Genomic DNA, 17262 nt, shown 5'->3' with positions numbered 1-17262 from the left:
TTATGCACAAGTAACGCTTGTCTTACCGATACAGCAATTTGAGTTTAGTGTTGCATCGCCTTTACAAGTTTTCCAACATGTACCTGGAGTACATAACATATAACTTGTAATTTGTGGTGTTACAGTACCATCCGTTTTAGAAACTTGTAAATCTAAATCAAATAAGTCTTTGTTTGCCATTCTCATTTCCTCCTTTTTTCTATTTTGACGGGCCATCACAGTTATTATAGTTTACTAAAAATACACTAGTATAGAAAATTTAGAATATTATATTTTTCTTTATATTTCTTTACAAAATTACACTTCTGTTAAATTATAGAAATTACTAAAAAGGACCCTACAACTACTAATAGAATTATAGACTTAACATTTTCTATTTTCGTTTAGAACATTTAACTGACAAATAAATAGCCAGTATCTTTAGAAACGTTGAATAGGTCCCTTTCGTTATTAAAGGTCCCTTCAAATATTTTTCAGACTGAGTAGAACCAACACTCAACTTAATGCCTCAGCTATGACTGGTGCTACCTGTTTAAACTATTTCGGTAGTCTCCAAGGATAAACAATATAAAACGTGACAAAAAGTTGCGATTTTTACGCAGTTCAACTCCCTTTCTAACTCTATTCTTGTGGTACAATATACTATACATGTGTAAGGAAGGAAGTTCGTCGTGAAAAAATCGAAAGTTGTTATTCCGATTATGGTTGTAGTGGCTGTGCTTGCTACTTGGATTCTCCAAAAAGATCATAGTGAAGTACCATTTTTACATAAATTACTGATCACGGTAGGAGCTTGTATTGTATCGGGAGGATTGGGATATGTACTTTTAGGGTCTGATGTACAAAAAGTAGACCCGAAACCAAATCAGCAGGACGTAAACAAAAAGGGAAGCAGAAAGTAAAATCTGTTTTCCTTTTTTTCTTAACAAGATAGGAGGTACTAGAATGCTGGAAAATGCACGTAAATTACTACAAGATTACTTTGGGTACGATTCGTTTCGAGAAGGACAAGAAACGATTATTAACTTTGTGTTAGATAATAAGTCAAGTCTTTGTGTCATGCCTACAGGTGGTGGGAAATCACTCTGCTACCAAATTCCATCGCTCCTATTAGATGGGACGACAATTGTTATTTCTCCTCTAATTTCTCTTATGAAGGATCAAGTAGATACATTAATACAAGCAGGCATTTCAGCGACTTTTATCAATAGTACATTAACAGTAGAAGAAGTAAGAGAAACGATGGAAGAAGTACAAAATGGGCAATATCGTTTACTTTATATAGCACCTGAAAGATTAGAGTCTCCAAGCTTTTTGAACCAATTAAAACATGTAAAAGTACCATTAATCGCAGTTGATGAAGCGCACTGTATTTCCCAATGGGGTCACGACTTTAGACCAAGCTATCGTGCCATTCATCGATTAAAGGATGTATTTGAAACGGAGCCGGTTGTTCTAGCGTTAACAGCTACTGCGACTCCAGACGTTCGTGCAGATATATGTCGTTTGCTTCAAATAGAAGAGGATAATACAGTGATTACAGGTTTTGCGCGTTCCAATCTATCCTTTTCGGTCGTGCTTGGACAAGATAAAAATAAATTTCTAAAAGAATTTATTAAAAAGAATGCTCAAGAGGTAGGTATTATTTACGCTGCAACACGGAAAACGGTGGATCAGCTATATGAATTATTAAACAAGGCTGGGGTACGAACAGCGAAATACCATGCGGGATTACCAGAAGCTTTTCGTAACAAGGAGCAGGAGCGGTTTCTGACGGATGAAGCACAAGTAATGGTTGCTACAAATGCATTTGGAATGGGGATCGATAAATCGAATGTGCGATACGTCATTCATTATCAGCTTCCTAAAAACATGGAAAGCTATTACCAGGAAGCGGGTAGGGCAGGTCGTGACGGTCTTCCGAGTGAATGTGTCGTGTTATATGCATCACAGGACGTGCAAACACAACGATTCCTAATTGATCAAGCTTTAGATCGGGAGAGAATTCCAGGGGAGCTAGAAAAGCTACAAGGGATGGTCGATTACTGCCATACAGAAAATTGTCTACAGCAGTTTATCGTCACCTATTTCGGAGAACCAGATGCGGAGTCATGTGGGCGTTGTGGAAATTGTACAGATGCAAGAGAAGTGCAGGACGTTACAAAAGAAGTACAGATGGTATTATCTTGTGTCGTTCGGATGGGACAAAAATTTGGGAAAACAATTACGGCCCAAGTTTTAACAGGTTCTCAAAACAAAAAAGTAATGGATTTTGGTTTTACGAAACTATCGACTTACGGAATATTAAAGAATCAGTCATTAAAAGAAGTTTCTGGATTAATGGAGTTTATGATTTCGGAAGGTATACTATTAGTTAACCATGGAAGTTTGCCTACAATATACGTTTCGGATAAAGGAAAAGATGTATTGCTTGGAAAGAGGCAGGTAATGCGTAAGGGAGTCGCAGTAACGAAACAAATTGCGAAAAGTGATCCGTTATTTGAGGCATTAAGGATACTTCGGAAAAAAATTGCGGACGAGGCAAGTGTACCACCGTTTGTTATTTTTTCTGATAAGACACTACAAGATATGTGTGTAAAGCGTCCGCAAACCGAAGAAGAATTATTAGAGGTGCACGGTGTAGGTGCAAATAAAAGAGATAAATACGGAAAAGCCTTTCTGGAAGAGATTAATCGTTATATCACCGTATAATTTTTATGTGATACTACTGTTAAATTAGAAGGAACATTAATCTTCTTCGCATCTTCCGTAGATATTTCGACAATAACTGAGTGTTCTAGAATTTTGAAAATAGTACCTTGTACTTCGTGATCGTTGCGAGAAAAAGAGATCTTCTCATCAATTTTCCGTGCTGCTACGAAGTCTGAAACTTCTTTTGGTTGACGTTGGAAACTCATGTATTTGCCTCTTTTCTAGTTTTATTACGCAAATAGCGATATTTCTATTATACCATAGATATCTTGCTATTATATGAAAAAGGGGTTATTAAAAGAAGAATACGAAGTAGATGGGGGTAGAATTCGAATGCAATTAGTCGAAACGCCATATTTGTTGGAAGAAAAAGAGAAACTTGTGTCGAAAGTTATTCAATTCGATCAACATCATGTGATGAATATTCAATTGCGAACAGGAGAAGAAATAAAAGAGCATGATGCAAAAGAATATGTCCTGATTGTTGTGAGAAAAGGAAAAGTGCTATTTACAGTTGAAGGTGTAGAACAGCTAGTAACAACTGGAAACATTCTTCATATGAATCCGTTTGAAAAACACGCACTAAAAGCGGTAGAAGACTCAGATATAATAGTAATTAAAATTAGTTAGTAAGAGGAGATTATGCATAGTGCATTTTAAAGAGTTAAAGTTAGATGAAAAGATTTTACATGCCATAGAACAACTAGGCTACACAGAGCCAACTGAAGTACAACAGAAGGTTATTCCTATTGCCTTAGAAAAGCAAGATATACTTGTGAAATCTAAAACGGGTAGCGGAAAAACGGCTGCATTTGCAACCCCATTATGTGAACTTGTCGATTGGGAAGAAAACAAACCACAGGCACTAGTCCTCACACCTACACGGGAGTTAGCTGTTCAAGTACAAGAAGATATAACGAATATCGGACGATATAAACGGATAAAAGGACTAGCCCTATACGGGAAATCGCCATTCGCTAAACAAAAACTAGCACTAAAGCAAAAAACACATATTGTCGTTGGAACGCCAGGTCGCGTCCTAGATCATATCGAAAAAGGAACACTAGATGTATCCAAAATAGAATATTTAGTGATCGATGAAGCAGATGAAATGTTGAATATGGGCTTTTTAGAGCAAGTTACATCAATCATTAAATTGCTTCCTACAAAACGCACAACGATGTTATTTTCAGCTACTTTGTCTGATGAGATTAAAAAGTTGAGTAGTAAGTATATGAAGCAACCCATTTCAATTGAAATCAATGCTGCCGAAGATAATGCTCCTAATATTGAGCATGTGAAGTATGTAGTGCAGGAGGAACTTAAGGTTTCATTCCTCGAAAAACTAACGATTATTGAAAACCCAGACAGTTGTATCATCTTTTGTCGAACAAAAGAACGAGTGGAACAACTTGTAGATATATTAGACGAAAAAGGGTACACGGCAGATAAAATTCATGGTGGAATGATGCAGGAAGATCGTTTTGAAGTGATGGATGATTTCAAAAGAGGAGATTTCCGTTACTTGATCGCTACAGATGTTGCAGCTCGAGGTATCGATATTGAAGACATCACACATGTTGTTCACTATGACGTTCCACTTGAACAAGAAAGTTATGTCCACCGAACTGGAAGAACTGGTCGTGCGGGGCGTAGTGGGAAATCGATTATGCTAGCAACGCCATATGAAGATAAATTTGTAAAAGAAATTGAAACATTCATAGGCTTTGAAATCCCGAACGGTCCCGAGTTATCCGCGGAAACAGTATCGAGAAACCGTGCTGCATTTGACTTGAAGATGCAAGAGCAACCAGAATTAAAAAAATCTAAAAGTGAACAGCTTAATGCCAATATTACAAAACTATACTTCAATGGCGGTAAAAAGAAGAAGCTTCGAGCAGTGGACTTTGTAGGGACCATTGCCAAAATAAATGGAATGACTGCAGATGACATTGGCATCATTACAATCCAAGATAATGTGACATATGTCGAAATTTTGAATGGCAAAGGTCCGCTTGTTTTAAAGACGATGAGAAACACTACGATTAAAGGTAAACAGCTCAAAGTGCATATAGCACATAAATAGAATAGTGCGTCGTAAGGAAGTGTCCGCTTGGATTTCCACTGAAGGTCCGACGCTTTCCGTGGGGTGAGCGATGAGTCTTCACCGTCCGCATACGCGGCCGCCTGTGAAGTCTCATCTTACTCACTTAATCCCACTGGAGCCGCCGCCCTTTTCGCTTCAATCCATCAAAATAGAGGCTTTTATCTGTATTTATTAGCCATTAAAAGTAAGGAAATGGCTTAGCGAGACCAATTGTCACTTGAAAGCAACCAATTCAGTAGGCAACGCAACCAGTTTGCGCTTGGAAGCAACCAAATCGACAACGAGCGCAACCAATTCTCTATGTAAAGGCTAGTGGACACTGATTACCATGCACTTCCTCTATAGTATCCGCTTAATCAACATGAATAAGATGGTCCATTCAATATTGCGCAACATTTTGAATAGATGGAACTTTTATGCTGGGATAGCAACCAATATGCGACACATTGTCCCTATCATGTCGGGAAATCATAATCTGCTTTCTCTACTTTAAACAACCGATTGGTTACCCAAGTTTATTTATCGGATTCTCCCGTACGAGAAAAAGGTATATTTTTTAGCAAGTCGATACTGGAAGATAAGCAATTTTCTTTGATTTTCTCTGCTGGAGGCGACTCCTGCCGAGGCCAACAAGATGTTGGTCGAAGGTGTTGCCACACGATGTGACGATCTTAGCCTTTGTTCCGCTGTGGGCAAATGAGACACACCAACGACGCTTAAGCGGCGAGGGGGGGCTCATCGCTCACTCGGCGGAAAGCGTCCACAAGCAGAGAAAATCATAGCGGTTGCCTGTTAAGTCGCATTTTCCCTATAAAGCGCAATATTCCTATGTCAACGCATTACGTGTAGGGTTGCAACAGAGAAACGATTAGTTCACTAAAACGAGCTTGGAGCTAACTAAACTCCGAGCTCGTTTTCGATAAATGTTCGATCAGACGGTAATATACCATTTGGCAATCTGGTTGTTACATACAGCTTACAGTTAAAAATGGTAAGATACATAATAAAGTGAAACCTCCATAGTGGAGAAACGTAATAACTATTAAGTAAGGAAAAGGAAAGGATGTGAGCATGGATGGCAAACAAGCGTTGGTTTCAAGTAGGCGTGGCAATACTATTGACATTATTAATCATTTTTATGTTTATGAAAGTGAAAAGCATTTTTTCACCACTAGTTATTATTGGACAAACAATCTTTATGCCTTTACTGATAGGTGGCGTATTATTTTATTTAACAAGACCGCTTTTAAAGTGGTTAGAGTCTAAAAAAACTCCGAGATGGGCGAGTATTCTATCTGTGTTTATTGTGATTGGTTTATTAGGTTGGGGATTCTATGCATTAGTTGGCCCACCTCTTACAAAGCAAGTGAATACACTTGTTAAAAATACACCAGAAATTGTGAAAGATGTAGAACAACTAACGCAATATGTATTTGCTCAACAAGATAGATTTCCAGAGTCATTGCAAAAGACAATTGATGAAGTGTCGGGCAGAGTGGATACGATCGCCGTGGCAACAGGCTCTTTATTGATCAAGTTTATACAAAACGTATTCCAAGGAGTATTCTTGCTTGTCTTAGTACCGTTTTTCCTAGTGTATATGTTAAAAGATCATGAAAAATTTGCTCCTTTTGTTGCCAACTTTTTTAAAGGAGACAAAAGAACTTGGATCCGCAAGACTTTAGCTGATATAGACGATACATTACGTTCTTATATTCAAGGTCAGTTGTTTGTCAGCTTTTTAGTTGGTGTTATGCTCTTCATCGGTTATTTTGCAATTGGTCTTCAGTACTCATTATTGCTCGGTTTATTTGGCATGATGATGAACGTTATTCCTTTTTTAGGGCCGTATATTGCACTTGTACCGGCCATTATTATTGCGTTAATCCAAGAGCCAAAAATGGCGATATATGTAGCGATTATTATGCTTGTTTCGCAACAGATTGAAAGTAATTTCATCACACCGAATGTAATGGGGAAATCTTTAGATATTCATCCATTAACCGTTATTACGATTATTTTAGCAGCAGGTAATATTGCAGGGCTATGGGGAATTATTTTAGGGGTACCAACTTACGCAGTAGTGAAGTCGGTATTAAAAAATATTTATGTCCATCGGGAAAGTATTAAGGATGCGGCAACGGAATCCGTCTAGCGAGGTGGAACGATGACGTTTAGGTCAAAACGAGATAATACTTTTATAACCTTTATATCGGTAGCAATTGCAATAATTGGATTGGCAACACTCTTGCCAGCAGTATTTGAATTATTTTTTACAAAATCGCCTGATATGACTGCGGTTTGGATAACGGTTGGATTGTTTCTTTTATGTGCAGGTTTTATAGTATGGATTTCCTTTGACATTGAGTATACATTTACAGATGAATACCTATTTGTTCGAGGTGGTCCATTCCGTAGTAAAATTCCATATGAGGATATAACAAAAGTGAATCCAACAACGAATATTATTGCAGGATATCGTATTCTTTCATCAAAGGATGCACTTGAAATTCATTATAAAAAGGCTTTAATGGGAAGTGTGATAATATCACCTAAAGAGCAAGTAACATTTTTACAGGTTTTAACTGAAAAAGCACCGCATATTCATTGAAAGAAATGAGGTTTCGGCAAATGGATAAAGACAGCTTCAATAAACCAAGTAATGATTTAATCGGGGATATCTTAAGAGAATATGAAAAAACAGGCGGCATGGATAATTTAAAAGGGCAAGGAAAGCCATTATCAGAAGAATACTTGTCCGGAGACGTGTTTCAACATTTTCAGAAAATCGCAAAAGATGCTGGGTATAAACCACATTGGTTAAAACTTCAGCACTCGATACGCGATGAGTTACAAGACATTGCTGAAAAATATACAAACGGTAGTAAGGAAGGCTTGCAATTTCGCGTAACAAAAGTAAATGAAAAAATAATTGAATACAATAAATCTTGTCCACCTCCTATGCAAAAAGGTGTCGTTCGATTGGAAACAATCGAAGCAGCAAGTAAGTGGTGGTAAAAAATAGAGTTCTCAGTTCGATGAGAGCTCTATTTTTTTTGTATTGACGAAAAGAAATATATTTATTATGATGAATTTGAGTTAACTTTATATATTAAATTGGTTAACTCATTATACATAGGGGGAAATAAGATGAGAAATGATCGTTTAAAAATGATGATTGTCGCAGCTTTGTTTGCAGCGATTATAGCTGTAGCCGCACAAATAATGATTAATATCCCGCCTGTCCCATTTACGTTAATGACGATTGCAGTTATGCTAACAGCAACTATACTTGGGGCAAAATATGGAACACTTGCAGTTGCGGTTTATGTATTAATGGGCGTAATCGGGATTCCAGTGTTTGCAGGGATGAAAGGCGGGTTTGGAATTGTTATAGGGCCAACCGGAGGCTACTTGTTAGCCATTATTCCTGCCGCTTTATTTGTTGGTTGGTATTTAGAAAACTTTGGTCATACAAAAGTACAAGCAATTATAGCAAATATGATTGCCGTGTTTATTATTTTAGTTTTTGGAACGATTTGGTTAAAGTTGGTTGCGGATCTTCCATGGGATGGAGCATTTAAAGGTGGAATGCTTCCATTTGTTTTACCTGACTTAGCAAAGGCAGTTGTTGCCGCTATTATAGGAGTGCTCATAAGAAATCGTCTGGTAGCCGCGAAATTAATATAAAAAGCTTGCTTCCACTTCCTTTCGTTCAGCTCCGCACAAAAAAAGCTTGCTCCTGCGCAAAGCTCGTCGCACAAAAAAAGCTTGCTCCGAAGGGGATTCGGGCAAGCTTTATTGTATTAGGGGTATCGTTCCTCACTAAAGGAGCGATCTTTTGTGTGGTGGTGGTATTGCTCATCCTGTACTTGCATATTGAGATCCTCTACTGAAATTGCATCTACAGTTTGCATGTCTTCATGCATATCGAACAGGCTTTCCTTGGTTGTTCGCACTCCGTCGGGATTATCGAGGAAGCGACCTTTTGCATCTTTTCGGATTTTATCCTTCATTTTTTACAAGGTTCAGAAGCATGTGACTAAGAGCATGCTGTTGCTCCTTGTCTCCACTTTTCCAAAGTTGTTGTAAAAGATGTTCCTCGCGGTTACGTGGTTCCTCATGTTTTGCTAGGTAACCAGCGACTTTTTCAGTAGCTTTAGCTAGAACTTCCTCGCTTAACCCCATTTTCTCTCCCGCAGTAACTTTACTTGCTAAATACGATTTAAAGTTAGTGAAGTTTTTTAGAATTTCTTCTTTTTCTTCTGTACCGATACTGTTTAACTTTGCCTCTACGCGTTCATCTATGTTACTTGCCAATTTTCCTCACTCCTTTTTTTATGGAACTGTTATTAGCTATATCCAAGAAGTGTGCAATCATGCGTATTATTTATTAGGAATAATGTGGTTAGATGAGAGCAGACTAGTTAAGAGGGCAAAAACCACACTTTTGCAAGCCAGGAATATCTTTTGAAAAGCAGCAAGTTGTTCGTACTGGGGTATTTATGAGCTCTGATGGACTTTTTCCTTTCAAATAGTTGGCTAGATGAGATTTAGTTGTAAAAGCAGTCCAAATCGTTTCATTTTGCATTAAAGCCCAATCCTGTTTTGCCTGATCTACGATGGTGGGATTTTGGAAAAAAACATGATAGTGCCAAAGCAAATAGCCAAATACATTCTCCCAAAGTGTAAGAGGGGAGACATTGCATTGTGATCGGAGTTGCTGGATGATGGAATAACATTGGTGCTCCCAAATCAACTGCACATCTTCTTCACGATTTTCACTCACATCTCGAAAATGTTCTTGTTTTATATATGTGCTGATTGTCTTATTACCATACTCCGTCGTTGCAAAAAAATTTAGCTCTTCTAATGGGCCATCCCAAATTTCATCGTACATTGTCATCATATAAAATTGCATAGAAATGAACATACCCACTCTCCGCATGAAAAAAGATGCTGCAATAGGATCATTTGGAGCTCCTGAGATTAATTTAATTAAAGAAAGTGAACTATCTACATTTTTTGCGTTAAAAAGCGGAGTTCCTATTGGATTTACATACACACTATAATTATTCAGTTGTCTGATTTGATCATTTGATAAAGTTGTCATACAACTAGTATACATTTTTTTATCGAAATTGTTGACATCTTAAATGAAAATGATTATCATTTTCATATAGAGAATTACTCTTTATGTGAGAAGATTCTTAACAGCGACTTTTCTCCCAATTGTGGCTGATTATTTTGCACACTTAACCCCCCTCAAACGTTAAGTTAGTGCATTCATGTGTATCGGTAACCTACTTGGTTGCCGATTTTTTTTTATACATAAGGTGCCGATGGAAAGCATAGTGAAAACGATAGATACTTTTCTAAACAGATTTGTGACACAGGTTTGCCACTTGTATATAGTTGACTTTAACTAGTTTACCCCCTAAACTAAAGACAATTGTTTAGGGGGTAAACTAGTTTGGAAAAGCAAATACAAGAAGCGGTTGAGTTATTTGAAGAGGTGCTTATCTATGGAACAGAACGTGTATTACGAAGCGTGGATGAACAACTTTGGAAAGAATATTCACCAGAACAAATACAAGTGTTGAAGCTGATCGGAAAAGAGGAAATGGCAACTGCCGGAAGATTAGCTGTACTTCAAGGGGTTCATAAGAGTGCTATTTCTAGCAGGTTAAAAAAGTTATTGGAGAAAAACTTAGTGAAGCAAATTCCTTCTGAGGATAAACGTGAAAAGTTGCTTGCGTTAACTGATGATGGAAAAGAAGTGATTAAGAAATCTGATTATGTAATACATTCTTATATTGAAAAGTTATTGTCTGACAAAGTAGATGCATACGAGGTTGAACAATTTTTACAAATGTTTCGCAAGTTAAAAGAAATATTGAAAATGGATGGAGTGAAATGATGAAAACTGTATTAAAACTTAAATGGCCGATTACGATTGGTCTGCTAGTCTTAGCAGTCGTGTTGTTTTTAATAGCACCAGATTTAGCAAATCAGGCGGAGGATGCAGGTTCGTTCCAGTTAGCAGAAGATGCTTCTTCACAAGTGGCATCAAAGGTTTTAGAGGATGCAGGTGCTAGTGACCAGACAATCTCTGTTGTAGTTGAGTTAAAAAGTAGTTTAACAGAGGACATTCGTGATCAGCTAAATCAGATTGCAGAGGGCGTCGAATCGCTAGGAAAACCTGTTACAAGCGTATTGAATCCCGTGGCCAATAAAGAGTTAGAGAAACAACTCATATCTAAGGATCGAAAAACAATTCTTATTCCTATAACGGTAGATGGAACGGATGAGACAGTCAATGAGTTGGCATCGACTATTCGCAAAAACATAATCCCGTCAGACTTGACGGCTTATATAACAGGAGAAGCGATTATTAATAATGATGTGAATGTAAGTGCACAAGAAGGATTGAAACGTACGGAAGTAATTACAGTTGTCCTCATATTCGGATTGTTACTGGCAGTTTTCCGTTCTATTGTGACTCCATTTATTCCTTTAGTAGCTGTTGGAATAACTTATTTACTGAGCCAATCTGTTGTAGCCTATTTTATCGATTGGTTTGGCTTTCCAGTTTCCAACTATACGCAAATTTTCTTAGTAGCCATTTTATTTGGTATCGGTACGGATTACTGTATTTTATTGTTAAGCCGATACAAAGAAGAACTTGCAGCTGGAAGACAGGTAGAGGAAGCTATTGTCAATACGTATAAAACGGCAGGGCGCACATTGCTTATTAGTGGCGTAGCTGTATTTATCGGATTTTTTGCTATTGGTTTTGCAGATTTCCCTATCTTTAAAAGTGCAGTTGCTGTGGCAGTCGGAATAGCAGTATTACTGGTCGTGCTATTTACGGTTGTGCCTTTCTTTATGGCTGTATTAAAAGAAAAACTATTTTGGCCAACCAAAAAGTCGGTTTCTCATAATGACAGTAAATTATGGATTTGGATGAGTAAGTTATCTGTGAAACGACCACTAGTTTCTATATTAGTAGTCGCTATTCTAACGGTCCCTTTGCTTTTGACTTATGATAATTCTCTATCATTTAACACAGTGGATGAAATAGGATCGGAATATGAATCGGTAAAAGGGCTTAAAGCAATCGAAAAAGGATTTGGTAAAGGCGATTCCCTGCCTGTTCAAATCGTTATAAAATCTAGTGAAATATTAGCAGATGAAGAGACCATCCCATACGTGGAAATGTTAAGCAAAAAGCTTGAAAAAGTAGAAGGGGTCGAGAAAATTCGTACGGTAACACGTCCGACTGGGGATATTATAGAAGATTTATATGTTGATAAACAAATAGGTTTATTATCGGATGGTTTAGTAGAGGCTCGTGATGGGTTGGATGAAATAAGTGCAGGACTTGAGCAAATAACAACAAGTCTCGGTGGAGCCAGTGCCAATGAAGGAATGACTAATCTAGGTGCAGGTATTGGGCAAATAAATGGTCAATTACAGCAAGTAGCACAAGGCTTACAACAATCAGGAAATATAAAACAATCGGTTGGAGCATTAAATGCGATTAGCGATCAACTTGGCCAAATAGAAAAGGGTTTGACTTCTACATCCGGAAATATGGAAGGCTTGTCTCAGTTAGCAGGAGGAATAGCTGCTTCTAAAGAAGGAATAGTACAGATATCCGACGGTTTATCCAAAGCAATCGATATGATGGATGAAATGAGCTCCCTAAAAAGTGTTCGGGATACTGGCCTATTCATCCCCACTGGAACGCTTGAAAATGAAGAGTTTACACAAGTATTAGATCGATATACCTTTGCAGATGGTAAAGGGCTGATGATGGAAGTCATGCTAAAGGACGATCCGTATTCTCCTGATGCCATTCAAACTGTGCATCGTCTGAAAGCTGCAGCAACTGCTGAAGTGAAGGGAACTCCATTAGAAGATGCGACAATTGCTTTTGGAGGGATATCGAGCTTGAACAGTGATTTAGCGGATATTTCATCTAGTGATTTTACAAGTACTGTCGTTATTATGCTCGTTAGCTTGTTTATTGTATTAGCAATTTTGTTCCGTTCCTTTATCATGCCTTTGTTCATGATTGGTTCGTTACTGCTGACATACTACACATCTATTGCTGTGTCAGAGCTAATTTTTGAAAATATACTTGGATACGATGGAATTAGCTGGGCTGTCCCATTCTTCGGATTTGTGATGCTCGTAGCACTGGGTGTAGACTATTCAATTTTCTTACTCGATCGTTTCCGTGAAGAGGCGCAAAAAGGTATATCAGTAAAAGATGCGATTGCTTTATCGATGGCGAAGATGGGAACGGTAATTATTACTGCAGCGATCATATTAGCAGGAACATTCGGTGCTATGATGCCATCCGGTGTGCTTAGTTTAGTACAGATTGCTTCCATCGTTATTATTGGATTACTGTTATATGGACTCATCGTATTGCCATTATTAATCCCGGCAATCACAGTGTCATTTGACCGTGGAGTATGGTGGCCGTTTGGTATAAAGAAGAAATAACAAATAGATTTGCTAAAACCCTTCGGAGAGTACTTCGAAGGGTTTTCCCATTGAATTAACAGTTTCTATAGGTAGAAATGTAATTTTCAAAGGAATATGGTTACTAGATGGAGAATAGAGAGTATTAGTTGTAATTCTGGAAAAGCTTATCTTAAATAATAGTTTCTGAGCTAGTTTAGAAGTATTTTAAACGTTTTAAAGTAACATAGCAGGTTATGAAAGAAGAATAAACAATAGGGTGTTTTGGGAGAATGGTTACTAAATGAATAAATTAAATATCATTACTAGTGTTTTATCTATTCTTTTTTATCTTGTACTTCTACTATTATATCTTCAAGATGTTATTAATGAATGGATGTTTCTATGTATATTATTTATCGGCATAATAATTTTGCTATGTATATTAATCGTATTTAGAAAAAAACGAGCGAGCAAACGGAAAATCTCAATGGCTATAATTATTTTATCCCTTCTATTTAGCTATGAATTTTTACTTTTAGGTTATACAACACCATCACATTTTATGCACTTATATATTGAACCTACACAAGCGTTAAAAGATTCGGGAATATATTTGTTAGGGGTTAAAAAGATAACTTTACATAATAAGCAAGATGAGGATATTTTAACAAACCAAAATGATGATATATTAACTATTACTAAAATCAATAATCGTATGATCTATGGAGTTAAAAACGACCAATTATTATTGTGGCTTCATCTTCAAAAAGAGCCAATAGAAGAGACTGAAGATAATGTGAAAAAATATTTGGGTCTGGAAGAGGAATGGCTCAGTGAATTTTTTAAACATGAACAAATTAGTGGAGATAGTGCAGGGCTAGGCTTGGTTCTATCTGGCTTATATAAAAGAGGAACGTTAAAAAATCGATTGCCAATCGCTGTTACAGGAGCAATTAACGTAAGAGGGGATGTTCTACCTGTCGGCTATATTAAAGAAAAGATACAGATCACAGAAAAATCTGGCATACCATTTATGATTATCCCTAGCGAAAATGCCGAAGAAGTAACAAAAGTTCAAAACGAACTAAAGACAAAAGTGGAGATTTTTGATGTTTCAAATGTAAGTGAAGCTATTCAATTAATTAACGACTTAAATGAAAAACATTAAAATAAGTAGCATCTATGGCAGAAAAGAAACAGCCTTTTTTGTTCTTCGTCTAAAGGGGCAATTAATATAAATACTTTTCTACTTATAAAATTGAGAGCGATAAGGGAGTTAGGAAAATATGAAACCATTACAAGGGAAAATTGCTGTTGTTACAGGAGCATCTCGTGGAGCGGGTAGAGGAATTGCTTTTCAACTAGGTAGTGCAGGAGCGACAGTGTATGTGACAGGTAGGAGTGTAAAGGGAGCTACAACTGATAATCGACCAGAAACCATTGAGGATACTGCCCATGGTGTTACTTCGCGAGGAGGTAAAGGCATCGCAATACAATGTGACCATACAAGCGACAAGGACGTAAGGAAACTATTTGAGCAAATTGAAAAGGAACACGGACGGATTGACATTTTAGTTAATTGTGTATTTGGTGGCTCTGAAAGTTCTCTACCATCAGGAAATGGGAAGCGTTTTTGGGAACGGCCACTGGAGCATTGGAATGCTATGATGGTTGCTGGACCGCAAGCTTATTTGCTGGCTACTCGTTACGCTATGCCCCTGATGGTACAACATCATAAAGGCTTAATTGTAAATATCACATTTTTTATCAAAGACAAAGTCTCAAGTAATTTATATTACGATTTAGCTATGAATGCTATCAATCGAATGACAATAGGAATGGCTAAGGAATTAGAGACCCACAACGTTTCAGTAGTTGCAGTTTGTCCAGGTTGGATGAGAACAGAAAGAGTTATAGATTCAGGTTATGGTCCTGAGGATGGAACAACCGAAACAACAGTGTATGTTGGTCGTGCGGTTGTGGCATTGGCATCGGACACTACGGTATCTAAGTTTTCCGGAGAAACAATGATGGTAGCAGAACTTGCGAGAAAATATGGCTTTACCGATGTCGATGGAACTCAACCATTGCCGTTTAAATAAGGGTCTGCTTCCTAGGTCTATAAAAGAATGATTGTATGTTTCACACGGCAGCTAAGTTGAAGAAGGGGAAGCAAAAAGGAGAGAAATTATGAAATTTTATATTGCATCTAGCTTAAAAAATATAGATCAAGTTAGATATGTTAGTAAAAGGTTGAAAAATAAAGGATTTATCCATACATATGACTGGACTGTAAATGAGAACGTAAAAACTTTGGAAGAACTAAAGGAAATAGGTCAAAAGGAGAAAAATGCTGTAATAGAAGCGGATTTTATTGTTGTTTTATTACCAGCAGGAAAAGGAAGCCATATTGAATTAGGTATTGCTCTTGGAAATAACAAAAAAATTTATCTTTACTCACCGAACAAAGAAATCGATAATATGGAAACGACCAGCACATTTTATCATTTACCTGAAATCAAAAAGTGCTTTGGAACAATAGATGAGTTAGTAGATAGTATAGAATTAAAATCAAAAATTTCTTTAAGCTAACGAGAAGTTTCTTTCGTAAAAAACTTAGAAGGTAGGTTTGTTGAACAAAATCAATTCAATTTGATATTGAAAAATACATAAAAGTTGGGGATTGTGGCGAATACAAAATAAAATAAACTAAAAAAGGAAGTTTATATGAGAATACTTATATTAGGAGCAACTGGCTTTTTGGGATCAAATTTATTCCAATTGGCTTCAGATAACAAAAACCTAACAGTATTTGGTACCTCACGTTATCAACATGAAAACTCTAATATTATTCAAGTAGATGTCACAGACAAACAATCCATTGGAAGGGCCATTCAAAAAATAAGGCCAGAAGTAGTTATATGGTCACTCATGAGTTTTGAAGATGAAACCCAATTAATCAATTTAGGGCTCCAAAATTTATTATCAGAAATAGAGAGTACAACAAAGCTTATATTTCTATCAACGGATGCAGTTTTTGTTGAAGGAATTGGTGGTTACAAAGAAACTGACCCAATTGGGACGTTGCCTAAAGAAGCACGTTTAGCTGATTATGTGAACGGTAAACATATTGGAGAAAATTTAATTCTCAATAAACATCCAAATCACGTGATACTTCGAACTGGACCATTGTATGGTAGTAATGGTGATCAAGGTATTGAAAAACGAACCATACAAATAATCGATGACATTAAAGAGAATCAGTCATTTGATGCATGGACAAATGTGTATAGAACTTTTGTGAATGTTAATGATTTATCAAATATGATTATTGAATTGACTAATATAAATTTTAATGGAATTTTGCATGCTGGACCCATACATAAAGAAAGCTATTATACGTTTTATAAAAAGAGATTAGTACAACTTGGATGGAATAATAGCATTCTCCGTCCAACTATAAGATCAAAAGAAGATGCTCCTTATCTATCTTTTGATACGTCTTTAAATACCCAAAAAGCTCACCAATTACTTAAAACAAATTTTCGCTCAGTTTGACTAATTTTTGTTTTTTTCTGTGTGTTTGAAAAGACACGGTAGTTGGTATTCAACTAATATAGCAGTTTAGTTGAAGAAGTGAACCTTTGATAATTCCGATGGAAAAGCATGGTTAGATAGCCACGCTTTTAGCAAATGATCTTATATTAATTTTCTAAAAAGAATTTGGTTAGATATTGGTAGGCGGGTTGCTATAAGAAAATGAAAATAGTAGACGGAATGTCGGGGTGAAAGAATGATTAAAAACAAAATACCAAGCTATTTTTTCTGTTTAATTTTTAGTATAACCTTGGGCTTAATTGCCAAATATTAAGATACTATCCCAGTTATCGATGAAGGTTCTAAGATATTTTGAAGATTTATTTACTAGGTTAGGTAGTTGGGTTTTAATCGCATCATTTATAGCT

The 17262-nt window shown here is 36.8% G+C and carries 19 protein-coding genes; 14 read left to right on the top strand and 5 right to left on the bottom strand.

Going from position 1 to position 17262, the window contains the following annotated elements:
• Nucleotides 1-180, bottom strand: a complete 180-nt coding sequence (locus tag FS486_RS06675; protein WP_144510536.1) for a gallidermin/nisin family lantibiotic — start codon at nucleotides 178-180, stop codon at nucleotides 1-3.
• A 491-nt stretch (nucleotides 181-671) separates the two neighbouring features.
• Between FS486_RS06675 and FS486_RS06670 the strand changes: the two genes are divergently transcribed.
• The gene (locus tag FS486_RS06670; protein WP_144510535.1) at nucleotides 672-902 is read left to right on the top strand and encodes a hypothetical protein; all 231 of its coding nucleotides are present in this window, start codon (nucleotides 672-674) and stop codon (nucleotides 900-902) included.
• Between the two features lie 43 nt (nucleotides 903-945).
• Nucleotides 946-2712 carry a DNA helicase RecQ gene (gene recQ, locus FS486_RS06665; protein ID WP_144510534.1) on the top strand — a complete coding sequence of 589 codons (1767 nt, stop codon included), beginning with the start codon at nucleotides 946-948 and terminating at the stop codon, nucleotides 2710-2712.
• On the opposite strand, the gene FS486_RS06660 is transcribed toward recQ, so the two are convergent.
• Nucleotides 2697-2918: a DUF2187 family protein gene (locus tag FS486_RS06660; protein WP_144510533.1), complete on the bottom strand. Its 222-nt coding sequence runs from the start codon at nucleotides 2916-2918 to the stop codon at nucleotides 2697-2699. The two genes, recQ and FS486_RS06660, sit on opposite strands and share 16 nt — an antisense overlap.
• A gap of 127 nt (nucleotides 2919-3045) precedes the next feature.
• Here FS486_RS06660 and FS486_RS06655 point away from each other — a divergent pair, with 127 nt between their 5' ends.
• The 6 genes from FS486_RS06655 to FS486_RS06630 all read left to right on the top strand — a co-directional run bounded on the left by FS486_RS06655 (nucleotide 3046) and on the right by FS486_RS06630 (nucleotide 8509).
• Nucleotides 3046-3342 (top strand): AraC family ligand binding domain-containing protein, encoded by a 297-nt coding sequence (locus tag FS486_RS06655; protein ID WP_144510532.1) that lies wholly within the window; start codon nucleotides 3046-3048, stop codon nucleotides 3340-3342.
• Between the two features lie 16 nt (nucleotides 3343-3358).
• Nucleotides 3359-4798: a DEAD/DEAH box helicase gene (locus tag FS486_RS06650; protein WP_144510531.1), complete on the top strand. Its 1440-nt coding sequence runs from the start codon at nucleotides 3359-3361 to the stop codon at nucleotides 4796-4798.
• 1096 nt (nucleotides 4799-5894) lie between these two features.
• On the top strand, nucleotides 5895-6974 hold the full coding sequence (locus FS486_RS06645) for an AI-2E family transporter (RefSeq protein ID WP_144510530.1): 1080 nt from the start codon (nucleotides 5895-5897) through the stop codon (nucleotides 6972-6974).
• Nucleotides 6975-6986: 12 nt separating this feature from the next.
• Nucleotides 6987-7430, top strand: coding sequence for a PH domain-containing protein (locus FS486_RS06640; protein ID WP_144510529.1), 444 nt, complete (start codon nucleotides 6987-6989; stop codon nucleotides 7428-7430).
• Nucleotides 7431-7450: 20 nt separating this feature from the next.
• Nucleotides 7451-7837, top strand: a complete 387-nt coding sequence (locus FS486_RS06635) for a DnaJ family domain-containing protein (RefSeq protein WP_144510528.1) — start codon at nucleotides 7451-7453, stop codon at nucleotides 7835-7837.
• Nucleotides 7838-7969: 132 nt separating this feature from the next.
• Nucleotides 7970-8509 (top strand): biotin transporter BioY, encoded by a 540-nt coding sequence (locus tag FS486_RS06630; protein WP_144510527.1) that lies wholly within the window; start codon nucleotides 7970-7972, stop codon nucleotides 8507-8509.
• Nucleotides 8510-8625: 116 nt separating this feature from the next.
• Here the strand turns inward: FS486_RS06630 and FS486_RS20575 are convergent, their stop codons facing one another.
• The 3 genes from FS486_RS20575 to FS486_RS06615 all read right to left on the bottom strand — a co-directional run bounded on the left by FS486_RS20575 (nucleotide 8626) and on the right by FS486_RS06615 (nucleotide 9932).
• Nucleotides 8626-8748 (bottom strand): hypothetical protein, encoded by a 123-nt coding sequence (locus tag FS486_RS20575; RefSeq protein WP_313956978.1) that lies wholly within the window; start codon nucleotides 8746-8748, stop codon nucleotides 8626-8628.
• Nucleotides 8749-8824: 76 nt separating this feature from the next.
• A complete protein-coding gene (locus FS486_RS06620; RefSeq protein ID WP_144510525.1) occupies nucleotides 8825-9139 on the bottom strand; it encodes a DUF3243 domain-containing protein in 315 nt (104 codons plus the stop codon).
• Nucleotides 9140-9242: 103 nt separating this feature from the next.
• Nucleotides 9243-9932, bottom strand: coding sequence for a hypothetical protein (locus FS486_RS06615; RefSeq protein WP_260858037.1), 690 nt, complete (start codon nucleotides 9930-9932; stop codon nucleotides 9243-9245).
• A 360-nt stretch (nucleotides 9933-10292) separates the two neighbouring features.
• Between FS486_RS06615 and FS486_RS06610 the strand changes: the two genes are divergently transcribed.
• The 6 genes from FS486_RS06610 to FS486_RS06585 all read left to right on the top strand — a co-directional run bounded on the left by FS486_RS06610 (nucleotide 10293) and on the right by FS486_RS06585 (nucleotide 16855).
• Complete coding sequence (locus tag FS486_RS06610) at nucleotides 10293-10739, top strand: MarR family winged helix-turn-helix transcriptional regulator (RefSeq protein WP_144510523.1); 447 nt, start codon at nucleotides 10293-10295, stop codon at nucleotides 10737-10739.
• Nucleotides 10739-13336: an MMPL family transporter gene (locus tag FS486_RS06605; RefSeq protein WP_144510615.1), complete on the top strand. Its 2598-nt coding sequence runs from the start codon at nucleotides 10739-10741 to the stop codon at nucleotides 13334-13336. Before FS486_RS06610 ends, FS486_RS06605 begins: the two co-directional genes overlap by 1 nt.
• Nucleotides 13337-13598: 262 nt before the next feature.
• Nucleotides 13599-14465: a S16 family serine protease gene (locus FS486_RS06600; protein WP_144510522.1), complete on the top strand. Its 867-nt coding sequence runs from the start codon at nucleotides 13599-13601 to the stop codon at nucleotides 14463-14465.
• Between the two features lie 118 nt (nucleotides 14466-14583).
• On the top strand, nucleotides 14584-15399 hold the full coding sequence (locus FS486_RS06595; protein WP_144510521.1) for an SDR family NAD(P)-dependent oxidoreductase: 816 nt from the start codon (nucleotides 14584-14586) through the stop codon (nucleotides 15397-15399).
• An 88-nt stretch (nucleotides 15400-15487) separates the two neighbouring features.
• Nucleotides 15488-15889 carry a TIR domain-containing protein gene (locus tag FS486_RS06590; protein ID WP_144510520.1) on the top strand — a complete coding sequence of 134 codons (402 nt, stop codon included), beginning with the start codon at nucleotides 15488-15490 and terminating at the stop codon, nucleotides 15887-15889.
• 135 nt (nucleotides 15890-16024) lie between these two features.
• Complete coding sequence (locus FS486_RS06585; RefSeq protein ID WP_144510519.1) at nucleotides 16025-16855, top strand: sugar nucleotide-binding protein; 831 nt, start codon at nucleotides 16025-16027, stop codon at nucleotides 16853-16855.
• The last annotated feature ends 407 nt before the right edge of the window (nucleotides 16856-17262 follow it).

Origin of the sequence: Bacillus sp. FJAT-22090 (genome assembly GCF_007676755.1) — a bacterium.
Lineage (GTDB): Bacteria > Bacillota > Bacilli > Bacillales_A > Planococcaceae > Psychrobacillus.
Note: the sequence above shows the minus strand (reverse complement) of the source record. Positions and strands in the feature narration are given on the sequence as shown.

Bases quoted from the DNA above. Each gene is read 5' to 3' on its own strand.
- FS486_RS06675 (WP_144510536.1), bottom strand. From the start codon at position 180: ATGGCAAACAAAGACTTATTTGATTTAGATTTACAAGTTTCTAAAACG.
- recQ (WP_144510534.1), top strand. From the start codon at position 946: ATGCTGGAAAATGCACGTAAATTACTACAAGATTACTTTGGGTACGAT.
- FS486_RS06660 (WP_144510533.1), bottom strand. From the start codon at position 2,918: ATGAGTTTCCAACGTCAACCAAAAGAAGTTTCAGACTTCGTAGCAGCA.
- FS486_RS06655 (WP_144510532.1), top strand. From the start codon at position 3,046: ATGCAATTAGTCGAAACGCCATATTTGTTGGAAGAAAAAGAGAAACTT.
- FS486_RS06645 (WP_144510530.1), top strand. From the start codon at position 5,895: ATGGCAAACAAGCGTTGGTTTCAAGTAGGCGTGGCAATACTATTGACA.
- FS486_RS06640 (WP_144510529.1), top strand. From the start codon at position 6,987: ATGACGTTTAGGTCAAAACGAGATAATACTTTTATAACCTTTATATCG.
- FS486_RS06635 (WP_144510528.1), top strand. From the start codon at position 7,451: ATGGATAAAGACAGCTTCAATAAACCAAGTAATGATTTAATCGGGGAT.
- FS486_RS06630 (WP_144510527.1), top strand. From the start codon at position 7,970: ATGAGAAATGATCGTTTAAAAATGATGATTGTCGCAGCTTTGTTTGCA.
- FS486_RS20575 (WP_313956978.1), bottom strand. From the start codon at position 8,748: ATGCATGAAGACATGCAAACTGTAGATGCAATTTCAGTAGAGGATCTC.
- FS486_RS06615 (WP_260858037.1), bottom strand. From the start codon at position 9,932: ATGACAACTTTATCAAATGATCAAATCAGACAACTGAATAATTATAGT.
- FS486_RS06605 (WP_144510615.1), top strand. From the start codon at position 10,739: ATGAAAACTGTATTAAAACTTAAATGGCCGATTACGATTGGTCTGCTA.
- FS486_RS06600 (WP_144510522.1), top strand. From the start codon at position 13,599: ATGAATAAATTAAATATCATTACTAGTGTTTTATCTATTCTTTTTTAT.
- FS486_RS06595 (WP_144510521.1), top strand. From the start codon at position 14,584: ATGAAACCATTACAAGGGAAAATTGCTGTTGTTACAGGAGCATCTCGT.
- FS486_RS06590 (WP_144510520.1), top strand. From the start codon at position 15,488: ATGAAATTTTATATTGCATCTAGCTTAAAAAATATAGATCAAGTTAGA.
- FS486_RS06585 (WP_144510519.1), top strand. From the start codon at position 16,025: ATGAGAATACTTATATTAGGAGCAACTGGCTTTTTGGGATCAAATTTA.